The 15595-nt window shown below is 49.5% G+C and carries 11 protein-coding genes; 10 read left to right on the top strand and 1 reads right to left on the bottom strand.

Annotated elements, in window-relative coordinates; all coding sequences use genetic code 11:
• Nucleotides 1-126: 126 nt before the first annotated feature.
• Nucleotides 127-288 (top strand): hypothetical protein, encoded by a 162-nt coding sequence (locus LKK83_RS13155; RefSeq protein WP_324631612.1) that lies wholly within the window; start codon nt 127-129, stop codon nt 286-288.
• A gap of 144 nt (nt 289-432) precedes the next feature.
• On the opposite strand, the gene LKK83_RS13160 is transcribed toward LKK83_RS13155, so the two are convergent.
• Nucleotides 433-825: an AbrB family transcriptional regulator gene (locus tag LKK83_RS13160; protein ID WP_324631613.1), complete on the bottom strand. Its 393-nt coding sequence runs from the start codon at nt 823-825 to the stop codon at nt 433-435.
• A 1372-nt stretch (nt 826-2197) separates the two neighbouring features.
• On the opposite strand from LKK83_RS13160, the gene LKK83_RS13165 reads away from it, so the two are divergent.
• From LKK83_RS13165 to LKK83_RS13205, 9 genes are all read left to right on the top strand, one after another.
• Complete coding sequence (locus LKK83_RS13165; RefSeq protein WP_324631614.1) at nt 2198-3532, top strand: DUF4255 domain-containing protein; 1335 nt, start codon at nt 2198-2200, stop codon at nt 3530-3532.
• 31 nt (nt 3533-3563) lie between these two features.
• The gene (locus LKK83_RS13170) at nt 3564-3788 is read left to right on the top strand and encodes a hypothetical protein (protein ID WP_324631615.1); all 225 of its coding nucleotides are present in this window, start codon (nt 3564-3566) and stop codon (nt 3786-3788) included.
• Nucleotides 3789-3793: 5 nt separating this feature from the next.
• The gene (locus LKK83_RS13175; protein WP_324631616.1) at nt 3794-5785 is read left to right on the top strand and encodes an ATP-binding protein; all 1992 of its coding nucleotides are present in this window, start codon (nt 3794-3796) and stop codon (nt 5783-5785) included.
• 158 nt (nt 5786-5943) lie between these two features.
• A complete protein-coding gene (locus tag LKK83_RS13180; protein ID WP_324631617.1) occupies nt 5944-9045 on the top strand; it encodes an eCIS core domain-containing protein in 3102 nt (1033 codons plus the stop codon).
• 183 nt (nt 9046-9228) lie between these two features.
• Nucleotides 9229-10143 carry a YbjN domain-containing protein gene (locus LKK83_RS13185; RefSeq protein ID WP_324631619.1) on the top strand — a complete coding sequence of 305 codons (915 nt, stop codon included), beginning with the start codon at nt 9229-9231 and terminating at the stop codon, nt 10141-10143.
• Between the two features lie 327 nt (nt 10144-10470).
• A complete protein-coding gene (locus tag LKK83_RS13190) occupies nt 10471-12765 on the top strand; it encodes a hypothetical protein (protein ID WP_324631620.1) in 2295 nt (764 codons plus the stop codon).
• A 158-nt stretch (nt 12766-12923) separates the two neighbouring features.
• Nucleotides 12924-14312 carry a hypothetical protein gene (locus tag LKK83_RS13195; RefSeq protein WP_324631621.1) on the top strand — a complete coding sequence of 463 codons (1389 nt, stop codon included), beginning with the start codon at nt 12924-12926 and terminating at the stop codon, nt 14310-14312.
• Between the two features lie 18 nt (nt 14313-14330).
• On the top strand, nt 14331-14813 hold the full coding sequence (locus tag LKK83_RS13200) for a hypothetical protein (RefSeq protein ID WP_324631622.1): 483 nt from the start codon (nt 14331-14333) through the stop codon (nt 14811-14813).
• 18 nt (nt 14814-14831) lie between these two features.
• Complete coding sequence (locus LKK83_RS13205) at nt 14832-15323, top strand: hypothetical protein (protein ID WP_324631623.1); 492 nt, start codon at nt 14832-14834, stop codon at nt 15321-15323.
• Nucleotides 15324-15595 lie beyond the last annotated feature (272 nt).

Here is a 15595-nt window from a genome sequence, read left to right on the forward strand (position 1 = left end):
ATTCCAATCGGCAACGCCCCGCGTTATGTTTTGTATAAAAAGCGCTTTTCCGAACCTCAAGCAGCGGAAAAGCGCTACCGCTTTTATGTATAAAACAGGGCAGCTAATACTCTATATTTATGTGTTGTGAGAAATACCTCTACCCCGCGTCACCGAGGCGATTTATCGCGTCTCTACCAGCGGGGGTGGGACGCCTTTCTAACCGGAAGGCATGAAAAACGGTATAACACTCCCTCCCACCAAGCAACCGCCGGACATTGGGAGACGACGCTAGAGGGCAATGGTTAGCGTCATTGCCCCGGTAAGGGGTAGGAAAGTCAGAGTTTCGCTGAACTTGGGTTAACTATTCTGACTCCTACCGCACGAGCGATCGCCATTGCGCGGCGATTGGCTTGTGGTTCCAGGGCGAAGGTTTCGCCCCGACCCCAATTTTTAAGCCGCTTCGGTGTCTTTTTCGTCTTCCTCGTCTTCGAGCTGAATCAGGTGAATGTGTTTGTAGCCCAACTTGATTTCAAATTCGTCTCCGGGCTTTAATCCCATTTCCTGAGTGTAGGTCGAACCGATGACGAGTTGGCCATTTTGGTGAACGCTGACCCGGTAGCTTGCTTCGCGTCCGCGACCGCCTTTTTTCGCTTCCGGATCGAGAGCGATGCCTCTTGCTTCGAGCAGTGCATCGTAAAATTCAGTCAGATTCACCCGGGTTTCGCCGGATTTTGTGGTGGTATAGTAACCGCAAGCTTTCGCTAACTCTCTTCGGGGTAAGTGGGAGAGTTCTTTCGCTTTCTTGAGCAGTGCTTTACCGCGACTGGGACTTGTTTCTGCCATGAGACTAAAACCTAACGACTTACTTCACGCTATTAAATATTAGCATAAAATAGAGCATATCATATTATTTCACCGCTGGTGATTTTGATGCGGATTTTTTTTCTATCGAATCGCCATCGGCGCAGGCTAACGCGGTGGGTTAAAAATCAGGGGTCGCCACCCTCCCTAAGCAGAAAAAATCCTTGGAGTAAGGCAATAAGCGCGATCGCCGCCCGAAGCGCTTCCGGGTGGCTTTTTCTTCCACTCGAAAAGCCGATCGCGCTGAAAAGGCAGTGCAGGTGGCGGGGGATGGGATAACCCGAAAAGCCCGAAAAACGCTCGTTAGTGAAAGGTTAGCGCCATCGCCGCGCAAATTTTCCGCCTAAAAAGTTTAACCTTTTAAAAGGAGTATCCTTTGCTGATGTAGATCGCCCGAGTCGCGCGATCGCAACGGTGACTTCTCCGGCTACTCCACCCCCATTATCTTACCATTCTCCGGTTTAACCCGCACAGGATTGGTTTGTCGGTTGCCGTTTTTGCGGGGGTGGTTGTGGGTTTGAAGCGGGTTGAATTCCTCGATGCTGGGCGACCGGTTGTGGGTTATTTTCCTCAACCGGTCAGGGTTTGGGTGGGGAAGTGGAGGGGAAACTTCCCTCGCCTTCCTCCCCCCCCACCTGCTGCTTTGTTACCAAAGTTACGCGGTTTTCTCTGATGCAAAAATCCCAGGAGTGGATATCTCCTACTCTCCGCAGTGGGATAGGTAAAAATGGCAATTGCCGAGGTTTGATTTCCCCGGTTTTCCTCGGTGGGGTTTCCCAAGGGCGATTTTTATCTTCAACGGCGATCGCGCCGGGAGGCGATTGGGGGGTCTGACCTCTTTTTCCGAGGGCATTGAACTGCAAACAATTTCTCCGAGTTTGCGCGCCAAAGTTTCGGCGTCGGCTTTCCCCGAAGGATAGCCAAAACCGCTCGGTTCTTGATTGTTTGTCCCGCCTACTGTGGGTTTGAAAATCTCTCTGCGCCACCTAGGGTTCGGAAGCGAAAACCACATTGCGAACCCAGACCGGCTTCGTTTTTGCGGGTTCCAGGTTGAGGCGATCGCGCTTCTGTGCTACAGCCATATATTACAGCCGTTTTTTATACTTACTCGCCTTAAGCGCCCGAGATGTGAGGGCGCGCGCGATCGGAGGACAGGGTACATCCTTACGGAAGCCCCCCGGACATCGAATCCCATCATCGGTTACGGGAACGGATTCTTTAAACTTTAGTTAAGATTTTTGCTGTTTGGCACCAATTCGGGGTAATCTGAAAGCAAAACCCAGCCCACCAATTTTCCCCGTCAGAAACGACAATACATTCGTACAGTTTTCCATCGCAATCGCGAATTCCAACCATGAGCAATCATCTGGCCATTGCTACCGTTACCGCTTGCTTGCAACGCATGTTGCAGGCATCAGTGCAACTCGACATTGATGGTGCCCGCGTCACCACCGCCCGCCCCAATAACCTGGGCGGTGGCACTCCCGAAAAAGGCATCAATATTTATCTGTATCAGACAACCCACAATCACATTTGGCAAAAAAATTCCGAAGTGCAAATGCGAAGAACCCGGGATATGGCCGTCAAAAAATCCCGGACCGCCTTAGACCTGCATTTTATGCTCAGTTTCTATGGCAATGAAGTTGAATTAGAACCGCAACGATTGTTGGGAAGTGCGGTAAAAACCCTCAGCGATCGCACCCTGCTCAAACGAGAAACCATTCAAGATACCCTCGCCGACTCCACCTTTAGTTATCTCAGCGAATCCAACCTCGGCGAACAAGTGGAAGAAATCAGTTTCCTCCCCTTAGACCTCTCCTTAGAAGACCTTTCCAAAGTGTGGTCGGTGTTTTTCCAAACCCCCTATACCCTTTCGATTGCCTATCGCGCCAGTGTGATAATGATAGAAGGAGAAGAACCCGCCACGCGACCCTTACCTTTGCGCGATCGCAGTATCGGCTCTTGGTCTTTGTTCAACCGCCCTTTAATCGAACAAGTCACCTCCACCGCAGGCAAATTTGCCCCGATTTTCTCCACCAGCACGCTGGTAATTCGCGGTAAAAACTTAAAGCGACATCAAACTAAAGTGCGAATTGGCGATTTAGAGGTTTCCCCGCAAAACATCAGCGAAACCGAACTGATTATCCCCCTAGAGCCTATTTCCGATAAAACCCTACAAGCAGGCGTACAAAGCTTGCAAGTCATTCATCCATCCCCAGAAAATCCCCCCACCGGAAACGGAAACCAACCCCCAATTCCAACCCACGGACAACCCACTCAACTGTTAACCCAACCCCGGGTATTTTCTCCCACTATCGAATCCAATGCGATTCCTTTTATTTTGCGACCGATTATTACTAAAGTCACCGTTTCCAAGCTAGAAGGGCGGGAAGAAGAACGGCGATCGGCGCAAATTAAAGTGCGGGTAAACTTAACTGTAGGCAAACATCAGCGCGTGGTATTGGCAATGAATGAAAAAGCCAGCCAAAATCCCGCCGCCTATCTCTTTGAAGCCTCATCCAGGCGACGAGACGGTACCTTAGTCACCATTCCGATTAAAAATGTCAAACCCGGAGAATATCTGGTTCGCTTGCAAGTGGATGGGGCAGAAAGTATGCTGGAAGTGGATTCCGACCCGAATAGTCCAAGCTACAATCGCTATATCAAACCGAAAATGGTGATTCGCTAGGTAAGAATTATTGTAATTGGCGGTTAACATAATGAACGAAGAAGAATTGAGACGAAAGCTAGATCGCGAGATTGATATCATCAGTATCAATCAACTCAATGACTTAGGAAATCGAGCGGTAGAATTGGGCTTAATTGTCGGACATGGCTATCGCGGCGGTCAATATGAAATTCTGCGTCAAGGGGAGGCGTTGATGATGACGCCACCAGAGGCGCAGAGTTATTTGGAAAACTTGCTTCGGGAATGTGGAGAATAATGAGAGTGAAGCAGATAGGAAAGAGCAACTGGTTGGGGGAAAACCAGGAATATTTGATAAATGAGATCGCCCGGATTCGGTTATGGTTGCAGCAGCGACTAGAGGCCCGAGGCGAAACCCAGGGCGTTCATCCGGAGTTCCGCAACCCGGACCTCACCTGGAATCACGACACCCCACCGGCCCTGGAATACCTTTGTCAAACCTTTGGGTTATCCGCCTTCGAGCGGGATTTGCTGCTCTTGTGTGCCGGAATGGAATTGGACGGCAGTTGGGCCACCCTTTGTGCGGCAGTACAGGGGGATCCGCAGCGCAACTATCCCACCTTTAGTCTCGCCCTGGATATTCTGCCGGCAGCCAATTGGGGAGCGCTGACGCCCACCAGTCCCCTGCGTCGGTGGCGACTGCTGGAAGTGGGAGGCGGAAATGCCCTCACCAGTGGGCCACTGCGAATTGAGGAGCGGGTGCTGCATTATTTGGTGGGGATAGACCATTTAGACGAACGGTTGTGCTCCACCGTGCAGGCGGTTGCGCCGCACCTGATGGATCCGGCGGGGTTGCCCCCCTCTCATTGCCAACTGGCACAGCAGGTGGCGGAGGTATTGACGAGCGAAGAGAGTGGGGGGTTTGCGATCGCCCAACTGTGTGGGAACGATGTGGCTAGCAAGCGATCGCTCGCCGCAGTCGCCTGTGGGTTCGTGGGATGGAACCTGCATGTCATGGCGGCTGATGCCATTCCCATCACCACCAACGAGATTGCAGAACTAATGCAATTGTGGGAACGAGAGGCCATTTTGAGCAACAGCGTCCTATTGCTCGACTGCGACGAGATAGATAGCAACGATGTGGCCCGAGAAAGCGCGGTGGCGCGGATTATCGAGAATTATCGCCAACCGCTGATTGTCACCAGTCGCGATCGCCGACATCCCCGCCAACGTCCCTTAGTCACCTTTGAAGTCACCCCACCCACCCCAGACGAACAGCGAATCCTCTGGCACAATGCCTTGGGAAGCATGAGCGCGAGTTTAAACGGTCACGTGGACCGGTTGGTGTCTCATTTTAGTTTGAGCGTCCCCGCCATTCGCGCCGCTTGCGTCAAGGTGAAGGGAAAGGCGAATGGAGGCGAAGGGGAGAGGGATTCGGTAGGCGATCGCCTGTGGTCCGCTTGCCGCATCCAGGCGCGATCGCGCATGGAAGACCTCGCCCAACGCATCGAATCCGCTTCCACCTGGGATGACCTGGTACTCCCAGACATCCAGCGCGACACCCTGGGCGAAATCGTCGCCCACGTGCGACAGCGCGCCAAAGTCTACGAAAAGTGGGGATTTGGCGGCGTCTTCGGGCGCGGGTTAGGCATCAGTGCCCTATTTGCCGGGGCCAGCGGAACCGGGAAAACAATGGCTGCCGATATTATTGCTCAACAGTTAGAACTGGATTTATATCGCATCGATTTGAGTTCGATTATTAGTAAATATATCGGCGAAACCGAGAAGAATCTGCGCCGGGTGTTCGATGCGGCGGAAGCTGGCGGGTCGATTCTGTTGTTTGATGAAGCGGATGCGTTATTCGGCAAGCGCTCTGAAGTGAAAGACTCCCACGATCGCCATGCCAATATCGAAGTGGCTTATCTGTTGCAGCGCATGGAAGCTTATCGCGGATTAGCGATTTTGACCACTAATTTGAAAAGTTCGTTGGACCAGGCATTTTTGCGGCGGATTCGCTTCGTGATTCAGTTTCCTTTTCCCGATGCCAGTCAGCGCGAAGAGATTTGGCGGCGGATTTTTCCCCGAGAAACGCCTACGGAGGGGTTGAATTATCGGAAATTGGCTAAGTTGAATGTGGCGGGGGGGAATATTCGCAATATTGCCTTGAATGCAGCGTTTATTGCGGCGGATGCTAATGAAGCGGTGATGATGAAGCATATTTTGGAGGCAGCAAAGAGCGAGTACATGAAGTTGGAACGACCTTTGACCGATACTGAGGTGAAAGGTTGGGTGTGAATCGGGAAAATTAGACTTTGGTCTAATAGGTGCGATCGCTGCTGATATGGGAAAGTAGGCTAGGGTGCGCGATAGGCACCATATCCCCATTGGCGATCGCGCTTTTGTGGGAAGATAGTAAGTAACAATCGAGTTAGCCAATTCGGCGAGGGGAAACGATGGCAACCAGACGGCATATTCAGAAGAAAAGACAATCGAATTTTAAATCGACTCCGGCGACGGGCATGTTTAAGTCGCGCTCTTTTGCCGAACCCACTACACCAGACGCCACGGTGCAGGCAAAGGTGGATTCGCAACCTCCAGGGGAAGCAGCAAGGGGCGATCGCCTGTCGCACATCGAAGTGTCTCCACCCTCTGCGATTCAACCCAAACTGGCGATCGGCGCACCGGGAGATAAGTACGAGCAAGAAGCCGATACCGTTGCCCGCAAGGTCGTCAAGCAAATTAGTGCCCCCACTCCCCCGGATCCTCCTCCAAATGGTGGGGATGGTTCCGTCCAGCGTCAAATGTTCTCGAAACCCTCGATTCGGAGGCTGACGGTACAACGCCGGGAAGCCATAGAAGGAGGAGAGGCTTCCTCCGATTTGGAACGCACCATCAGCCAAGCTAAAAGTAGCGGAGTCCCCTTGGCAGCCCCCATTCGCCGCCAAATGGAGGGGGCATTTGGGGCCGACTTTGGTGGGGTGCGGGTTCATACGAATAGTACGGCGGATACTCTCAATCGTTCCCTGAGTGCCCGTGCTTTTACTACGGGGAATAATATCTTTTTTAAAAAAGGGGAATACAATCCTCAGAGTTCCACAGGGAAAGAATTGCTTGCCCATGAATTAACCCATGTGGTGCAGCAGGGTGGTAGTAACCTGCAACGCCTTTCTTCCCAACAGGCGATCGCCACCCAAGCTGCTCCACAAATTAGCCGCAGTCCGGAGAACGTCATTCAACGGCTATTGTGGACTTCTGACCAATTTGATAAGGAAATCGCTGACAAAGTTAAAAGAACATTCTATACTCCAACGGTTTCAAAAATATCGCAACAAATTTTAGCTAAACTACGAAGTTATGAAACGGTTTATCTGAAAAAAGGCTCCTCGCTTTTCATGGTAAACAAATCACAAGTTGAAGAACAACGGATTAAAGAAATTAAAGAAATAGTCAGGCTTGTTGCGGCGGCTAGAGACGTATCGGACAACGCGGAAACCAAAACTAAATTTACCAACTTTGAGGAGTCTTTACTTCAAGAACTCAACGGACTTGAAGCTCGCAAGAAAGGCGATCGCGGTACGATTTCAACCCAGTACATAACCAACTATGCTGAATATCTTTATGAACAAGTTATCTATCCTCAAATTTTCTCCAAAATTTCCTACAAGCTGGGGTTGGGGAGAAGAGCCTGGCTACGCTCGTCCGACCTAAATGAATTCAGAAACTCCCTAAAGCAGGCTGCCCGAAGTCAAGCCTATGCCGATATAGATACAGTGGTGGAACAGGAATTAAACGCTGCTAAAAAGAATTCAACTGACGCTGCTAAGTCTTATTACGGAAAGCAGGCTAAAGTGGAAGCATACACCACCGCTAAAAGAGATGCTGTTGATGAGGTCATCAAAGACTTGGCGCGGGAAATTACCGAACAATTTGCGCCGAAGAAGAAGGTATTCAAGGAATTCTCTGACTCGCTCCAGCTTGTAGATCCCAACGATGTAATGTCTTCCGATAAAGAGAAAAAGATTCTCGATAAACAGGCAGAAGAAATAGTTAAGAAATATGTAGGAGTCACCAAAGGTAAAAGCGCGAGTCCGGCGATCGCTTACGCCCGAGAAATTGCTAAAGGAAGTTCAGTATATGCCTCAGAACAACGGGATGAGCTGGTTGATAAAGTAACTCAGGTTACTACGGAAAACAAGATTGGCCAAAAGGCTCTCCAGAAGGTTATTCAAGAAGATAGCCTAACAAAAGGCTTCTCTCGGCTTGCCAAACTGATTGACTTTGCTGTTCCCGATCCGGGAGATAGCTGTGAAGTAGATATCAGAATTCAAGTGCCGATTTATGGGGGTTCCTATTTTGTAACCCAAGTGAAGGGAAGCGCCGAAAAAGGGGATGAAGGGGAAGTAGAAACGGGTCTTGAAGTTTCTATGGGAGCCGGTTGGTCTGCTGTTGGAATTGGCATCGACCTTCAGTTTGGAGCTTTCTTTAATAGCAGCGCCAAAACCAGTGACCAAGCAATTGGCCTGATTTCCTATGGCTTCTATCGAAAGGTTCAACACATCGATGCATCTGCAGCCGCAAGGGTGTGGGGAGCCGGTGGTGAAAAAATAGATAAAGTGGAAGGCCAGAAAAACCTCGCAGAAAGCTGGGGGGCAATGATGGAAGAGTGGCTATTCTACGAGCGAGATGCCGCTGGCAATATTATCTATGAGGATGTTAACGGGCAAAAAGTGCCGAAAATTAATGAAGATGCTACCGTTGAAATTGGTTGGTTCGGCAAAGGAAGTGGCCGAGCCAAAGTAGGTGACAACGGCGGCGAATTCGAGGCACAAAGACTATCTGGAACGAAGTTTTCCGCCGAAACCCTCGGCAAAAATGCTCTAGGCAAGACGAGCAAAACACCAGAGCAAATGGCAAAACTGCTGAAGGGTCAACAACGAAGAACTGTGAAGCTGAAATTTGCTGCAGAACTAAAAGCACTTGATGAGACGGCGGGTGAAGTTGAAGTGTCTGTTGTGTCGGTTCCCAATCCACAGGGCGCGCCCGTTCCTTGGTCATCTCGAGTTCTCGAACTTGAGGTTGCATTAGCTAGTAAAATCAGTGCCAAAGTCAACGACTCTGCCATCTGGAAACGAATTGTGGCCGGCATTATTACCTCATTGAGTGCTGCAGCCAAAAAAGGTTGGGACTATTGCGCCTCTCAAGACCAGAAAAATCAGTCGTCCACAGCGAAAGACCTAGGAAGAGCAGAGACGGGGGGAATAGATTATGGGGCAATGTTGGCCTCGGCTTCACTAGCACCAGAAAAAGAAATAGAAGAGGAATTATCGCGCCTGGATAGCATTGATACTGGGTTTGAATTTAACCAAATCCTCGAGCTAGGCGCTACATACCAATTCGAGCGTAAAGATATCGGTCAAGAACTCGAACACAGTATTGAGTTGGCAGTGAAGCGAGGAAGAGAAATTGGGATGAACGTGGGTTGGAGTGAAGTAGGGGGGGTTAAATCTAAGATAGAGAGTAAAGTTACCCTTGTTAAATATCAGAAAAAATGGTAAACTCCATAAAATGTCAGGGCGGATATCCTATGGTACGCTCTATTCAGAGCTATCCGTCCCCGATGCGAGTGAAAAACTCCCAAACGGGCAAACCTTTGCAGGGTTTAATGTGAAAAAGTCTGTTGTTTGAATAGCTGATTATATCTGCCCTATCCAAAAGGTGTCGATCGCAAAGTTGAGCTGATGAAAGAAAAATATCGCACTGAGCAACCCCTTGTCTTTCATACCCTGCGGGGCGAACGATTAGCTAGCTCCCTGGGTTGTGTCGCCGTTGAAGAGGAGAACTCCGCTATCTCTGCTTATGAATTGGAAGTGAATGTTGATTACCCTACCTATCAAACAATCAAGCACCAAGGGCTGTTTAATTTGCTGGTAGACCAACTTTTGTTCGATTCCGATGGCTCTTTAGAAGAGCAAAATGTGACGATTAATTTGCGACTGAAGCCTAATTTACAGCAGGATTTACTCCAACAGGCTAGTACACCTGAAACGATTTCTGATTATCTCACTCAACTCGATGCTAATTCGGAACAGGGCTTTTTCTTGTCTACCGAAAGTTGGCTGGCAACTGAATTCACTCAAGTACAATCCCTGCCACCGGAGTTGGAGGGCGCTGGTGAGTTGAAAACTGGCTATCAAACTCTCTGGGCTAAACCAGATTACTTCAAACAGCAGCTTGCCTCTACGGCACCGATGTCCATGAGAGGAACAATTCTGCGGTACCTCGAAGACAATAACATTGCCTACGAACAAGTGAATAATGGTATCCTCCGATTTCAGTTTCGGGGAGAAAATGGAGAGTGGACGGGATTAATTAAAATTGATGAAGCGAACAACCAGTGTGCGGTGTATTCGGCGTTTCCCGATCTCATCCCTCAAGAATGGAGGAAAGCCTGTGCTGTTTTACTTGCCAATGCCAACTACGATTTGGACATCGGAAACTTTGAAATCGATTTAGAAGATGGCGATCTGCGCTATCGCGCTAGCCTCGCTCTCGGTGAAGATTCTCTGACCCCTTCTTTGTTCGAGCAGTTGTTAGTAGCTAACCTAGAAGTTATGGATAAATATTTACCGCAAATCAGGCGGATTATCAGTTAACATGCGGCATCGCCCCACTCAGAGAGACAATTCCTAGAGTTGCCTATTTGGGTTCTCTTGCTAAAAATACAACGATGACAGCAGGGTAGTTCGAGGTTAAAAGTCTGGCTATGAAAAGACGATCGCCTATAACTGCCCGCGAATTACAAATTGCCAATTGCCAATTGCATATATAGTATTTTCCCTGAAAACAACTATCCCGATGACAGGAAAGTTTGCGCCAGAAGGGAACTGGAGAAAACTTAGACCTTTGTCGGATAAGCGAAATGGCAGGGTTGTGAGAAAATACAAACCACAAGTGCAAATTGCCATCAGGGAGGTTTGAGTATGGCAGCCGGAAGACAATCCGAGAAAAAAGGGCGATCGCGCATTACCCCCACACCCGCGACCGGACTATTCCAGCCGCGTCCCTTTGCCGCGCCCACAGAACCGCAACCGGCCATGACTCCGGAGGTACAGACCCTAGCCTCACCCACTGCCCTCGGCAGCGATCGCCTGTCGCGCATCGAAGTGTCTCCACCCTCTGCGATTCAACCCAAACTGGCGATCGGCGCACCCGGAGATAAATACGAACGCGAAGCCGATCGCCTTGCCCAACAAGTGGTTGAGCACATAAACAGCCCCACACCCCCGGAACCCAATCCCGGGAATGGCTCCCTACAGCGTCAAACCAATTCTCAACCCTCGATCGCGAAACTGACAGCGCAACCCCCGCAAACCACAGCAACAGGAGAGACTTCCTCTCATGCGGCGAGTTCTCGCGCCTTTCCCACACGCAAGAGTATCTTTTTGAAATCAGAACAATCTCATGCCAGTGATTCCAGTGGGATGAGATTGCAGACTCGCAAACCGACTCCGATGGTGCAGCAAAGCAGTCCCGCGATCGTTCAAACTAAACTCACCCGAGACCAAATCAAACATGCAAACCGAATTCGGAAAGTCCGAGGGTTCGCACTTCTACCTCTGGACGAACAACCCCAACAAGTCAACCCTCCGGACGAACAACCCCAACAAGTTAACGATCCACAACCACATAACGCCCCGCAATCTGATGCCAGACGGGAAGGTTCTCAATTCCAAGTGGCCTCAGATTATTCCTGGATTCGCAGCATTCTCAAACAATTTAAAAGCTGGGATAACGTTAAAGCACAATTTGGCAGCGATCGCGACACCATGTGGCAATTCTTCGACTTCCGCCAATGGTATGTAGATTCGTTAATTAGCGTCCTGCGCGATACCTATCCCGGTTTAATCGCTAAATCCGTCGGCAGTCAAGACCCCACCTCCGACTATGACATCACCATTTGTACTCCCCAGTCAGGCAATGATGTGGAAGCCATCCAATGGTTTAACGCCCAAGTTCGGAAAGAATTTGGAGTAGAACCGGGCACTTTATTCGATACGAACTTGTATGCGAAAGATTATCTTAAGGTCAAAGAAAACGTCGATCCGTCGGGTGAAAACCAGCCTAACGCCGATACGGATCTCGACCAACCCACTGGCGGATTTGGCATCATGGGCAGCCTCTCCCAAGATGTGGCAGCTTTAGTCAAACAACGCCGCTATATGAAGCCTGTAGAATGGGAACGCTATGTGGATGAGGTGGTTGACAGCATCAGCGACCCACAAGAGAAACAAATCATTCTCAAGCAATATGAAGAAGCCGATGCAATTTATCAGCTTTCGGCTTATGAATTGCTCCAGGAAATTGAAAATAGCGTCAACCCAGAACAACAGCAAAATATCTACGCGCATATAACCCTAGGACCGGAAGAAGAACAAGTTCTAGAGGAGGTGGAAAATCCCAACCTCAGAAATGAAATCCGCCAACAACTGCTCGGGGCAGAAAGACTACAATATTTCACGGAAACCGAATCGGATTTAGTTCTGCAAAAGAGCAATAAACTGTACTTGGAACGGATGACAAAAGTACGTCACCTGCAAGCCACCATTCAAGCATTGGGTGACGGAGATCCAGAACGGGTAGAAACGCTCAAAGCTCAAGTCAAACAAATTTTAGGCGAGGCTTGCTTCTTCGCCGCAGAAGCCTATCATAGTGAAGGCGCAGTCAAACACATTGTGGCGGGAGTTCAAGGCGCTAAAAATCCAGAGCAAAAAGACGCAATTATGCAATCTCTTGCGCCCGAACACTTTTTGCAATCCTTTAACGAGCAACTGGGAGATTTTCTTAAGGATTTTCATCATTATGGCGGAGAGCATCCCGATGAAAACCATCCGCCTGGGAAGTTGTTCTATCGCGCATCTAAGTATTTGCATCGCTTGTTTTTAGCGGTAGAAGAGTTGCGTCAGTATAAGTTTAACGATTTAGAACGATTGGAAATTGAAACGCAGCGAGGAAACGTAGAGCAGATTGGCAATCGAATTAAGAATGAGTTGGTGGCGATTCGGAAAGGCGATCGCACCTTTGAAACTGAAGCCGACAAAAATCAAGCGGCTGTGGAGGCAATGCAAAACATTCTCGGGGTGAGCGAACCATTGGAGCTGAAACAGAAGATTTTAAAAATGGCACAAGAGTTTAATGCTAAGGTTCGCAATCGAATCACTCAAAGTTTAAGCCTGGACACCCAAACGTCTAGAAATTATTTCCAACATATCGAGTAGCGGCGATTGGAGAAACTGGAGGCGATATCCCCCGCAACCCGAGCGCCAATTGCTGAGTTCCAGGGGGAAAAGCGATCGCGCCCTAACTTTAGACTTTCGTCGAATAGACAAGATCGCATTCTTGTGGGAAAATCAGCCATTGATGACGAGACTAAATTATGGGAACCGAACAGCACCTTCAGCCAAAAGGACGCTCGAAGCCTACAGCGACAAGTGCCACTCGGATGTTCCAAGTCCGGCCCTTTGCCGAACCCGCTAACGTGGAATCCACGATCGCACCAGAACTTCAAACCAAAGCAAAATCGGGGGAAAACAGCGATCGCCTCTCCCGCATCGAGATTTCTCAACCTTCTGCGATTCAACCCAAACTCACCATCGGCGGGGGGGCAACCAGCCGCCAATCACTCAGCGATCGCCTCGCCGAAACAGGCGATCGCCCCTCCATCCAACGCGATACCGACGACTCCCCCCAACCCGAAATCGCCTCCGAAGATATCGAATACGAAATCATCGCTCACAGTTTCGCCTACAAAGGCGAACAACTCCCAGCAGCAGCAGGAGATTGGCTCTCCAGCCGAGGTTACGAACGCAATTGGGCGCTCACCATTAAGGGGGAAGGTTTTTTTATGGGACTGTTAATGCCACTCCCCGAATCTGGCAGAACCCCTATCCTCGCCTTTAAAGGCACTTCCCCTGACGAATCAGCAGATGTCCTCGCCGACCTCGATCCAGTCGCCATCGGGTTCACCGCCTTCAAACTCCAACAGAAAAAAGTCGCCGATGCGATCGCCTTAGCAGGGGGCAAAGTGGATGTGGTGGGTCACAGTCTCGGGGGTGCCCTCGCTCAACATGCCGCCTCTGCTTTCCCCCCTCAAGTTCGTCGCGTCGTCACCTTTCAGGCTCCTGCTATCAATCGCATCCAATCCTATATGTTTGGCCGCTTAGATGAAACTCAGCGCCCCGAGGTCCGACATCATATCGCCACTGGGGATATCGTAGACCTGGCAGGAGGCAAGCATTTGGCCGGAGAAGTGTTATTGCATCACGTCGGTGGCAGTCCGCTCTCTCATATTAAATATTTACTCAATAGCGATGCCTTTAAAGAACAGCGCGAAGCCCTAGGTTTGACGGATGAGATGTTAGAAGAATTAGATATTGCCGAAGCCAAAGCCAAGCATAGCGGCAAAGTAGAAGAATTTGAAGAATATCCCTATTGGTTCCGACAACTGTTAACAGAATGGGGCGGAAGAGGCTCATTGGGCTTGATACCCGGTGCATTCCTGGCGGGTTATCGCGGCGGGAAAAAGTTAGGCAGTGGGATGATAAGTGCAGGGTCTTATCTGGGAGATAAAATCGTTGAAGGGGGTTCTTATCTGGGAGATAAAATCGTTGAAGGGGGTTCTTATCTGGGGGATAAAATCGTTGAAGGGGGTTCTTATGTGGGGGATAAAATTGTTGAAGGGGGTTCTTATGTGGGGGATAAAATTAGCAGTGGCGCATCGAGCATTTATGAAAAAACTCGCGATTTTTTCAGAAGAAAATTTTAGCTTAACTACAGGGATATCGTGCTGAATTTTAATCCCAGCACCAAACATTATTATAGTCCGGAAATCGGGGTATCCATCGAACTTCCAACAAATTGGCAAGAATGCGATCGCTATTCGCAAGGGGTTATGTATGGATGTCAAAATGGCGATCGCTATCCCCCCAAACTGCTCGTTCAAATCGTTCCCCTCCCTCCATCTATCTCCCGGGAAGCTGGTTCTCCCAATCGATACGACACCTTAGCAAAGAAACTGCTAAAATTGCAACCGCCTTCCCGACCCATCCGCGATCGCCAATACCTGGAAATCGATTCCTGTCGTGCCAGAATAGATACCGTTACCTTTGACGATCCGGAATTTCATGTCAGCGTCACCCACTATCAAGTTTGCATCCAACGGGATAACCTGTTGTTGTATGGCGTCATAGGAATGGTCGAGACGCGATCGGCATCTACCTACCTCCCTATTTTTGCCGCCGCTACCCAGTCCATTCGATTTATCTAATCTCGTGAAGGGCAATCCATGAGTAACCCCCCCACAATGAAAAGCTATTTTAACCAATCCTTGGGCGTATCTATTTTAATGCCCGAATCCTGGGAAGTACAGCAACTCCAACCGAACCAATTTCAAATTATCGCACCCGCCGTCTCCCAATTTGACGGATATTGTCCGCAAATCAGCTATACCCGCAAAATTCCTCAAATCAATTCTCCCCACTGGTTTGAGGAGACAATTCGCAAGTCGGAAGCTACCCAACGACAAGTCTATCCCGACTATCATCCCCTCAAAGAAGAGCGGTTTTGGGTGGGAGAGCATCGCGCCTATCTGCGACAGGTTCAATGGTGCTATGAAGGCACGGATATTTATCTGGTTAATTTCCAAGGGTTAATCTTGGCCGAAGAAATTGCCGCTTATATTATTAAAGCCGAAACTTTGAAAGAATTCGCAGAAACAGACATGCCAATATTTGAGGCGATCGCAAAATCGACTCGCATTATCCCACCGCAGAACTAACTCTGCCGCGCGCTCTACGTCGGTGGCATCCCTAACCGAAAATACCCGATAAGCAATCGAGTGGCACTTTGATGAAATGACTCTGATTCGCGATCGCCTATTCCAACTCCACCGGGGCAAACGTCTCGATCCAAACCTTCGCCCCGCAAGATAGGGGCGAAAGTTTGGATCGAGACGCTTTCCTCCGTGGAGTTACTGAGCGGTTAAGCCACATCCGACTGAAATAGGTTGGAAAAATAACTCGGGACGAGCAGCTTCTTGGCAGGCAATGG

Source organism: Phormidium sp. CCY1219, assembly GCF_035615515.1.
Taxonomy (GTDB): domain Bacteria; phylum Cyanobacteriota; class Cyanobacteriia; order Cyanobacteriales; family Laspinemataceae; genus CCY1219.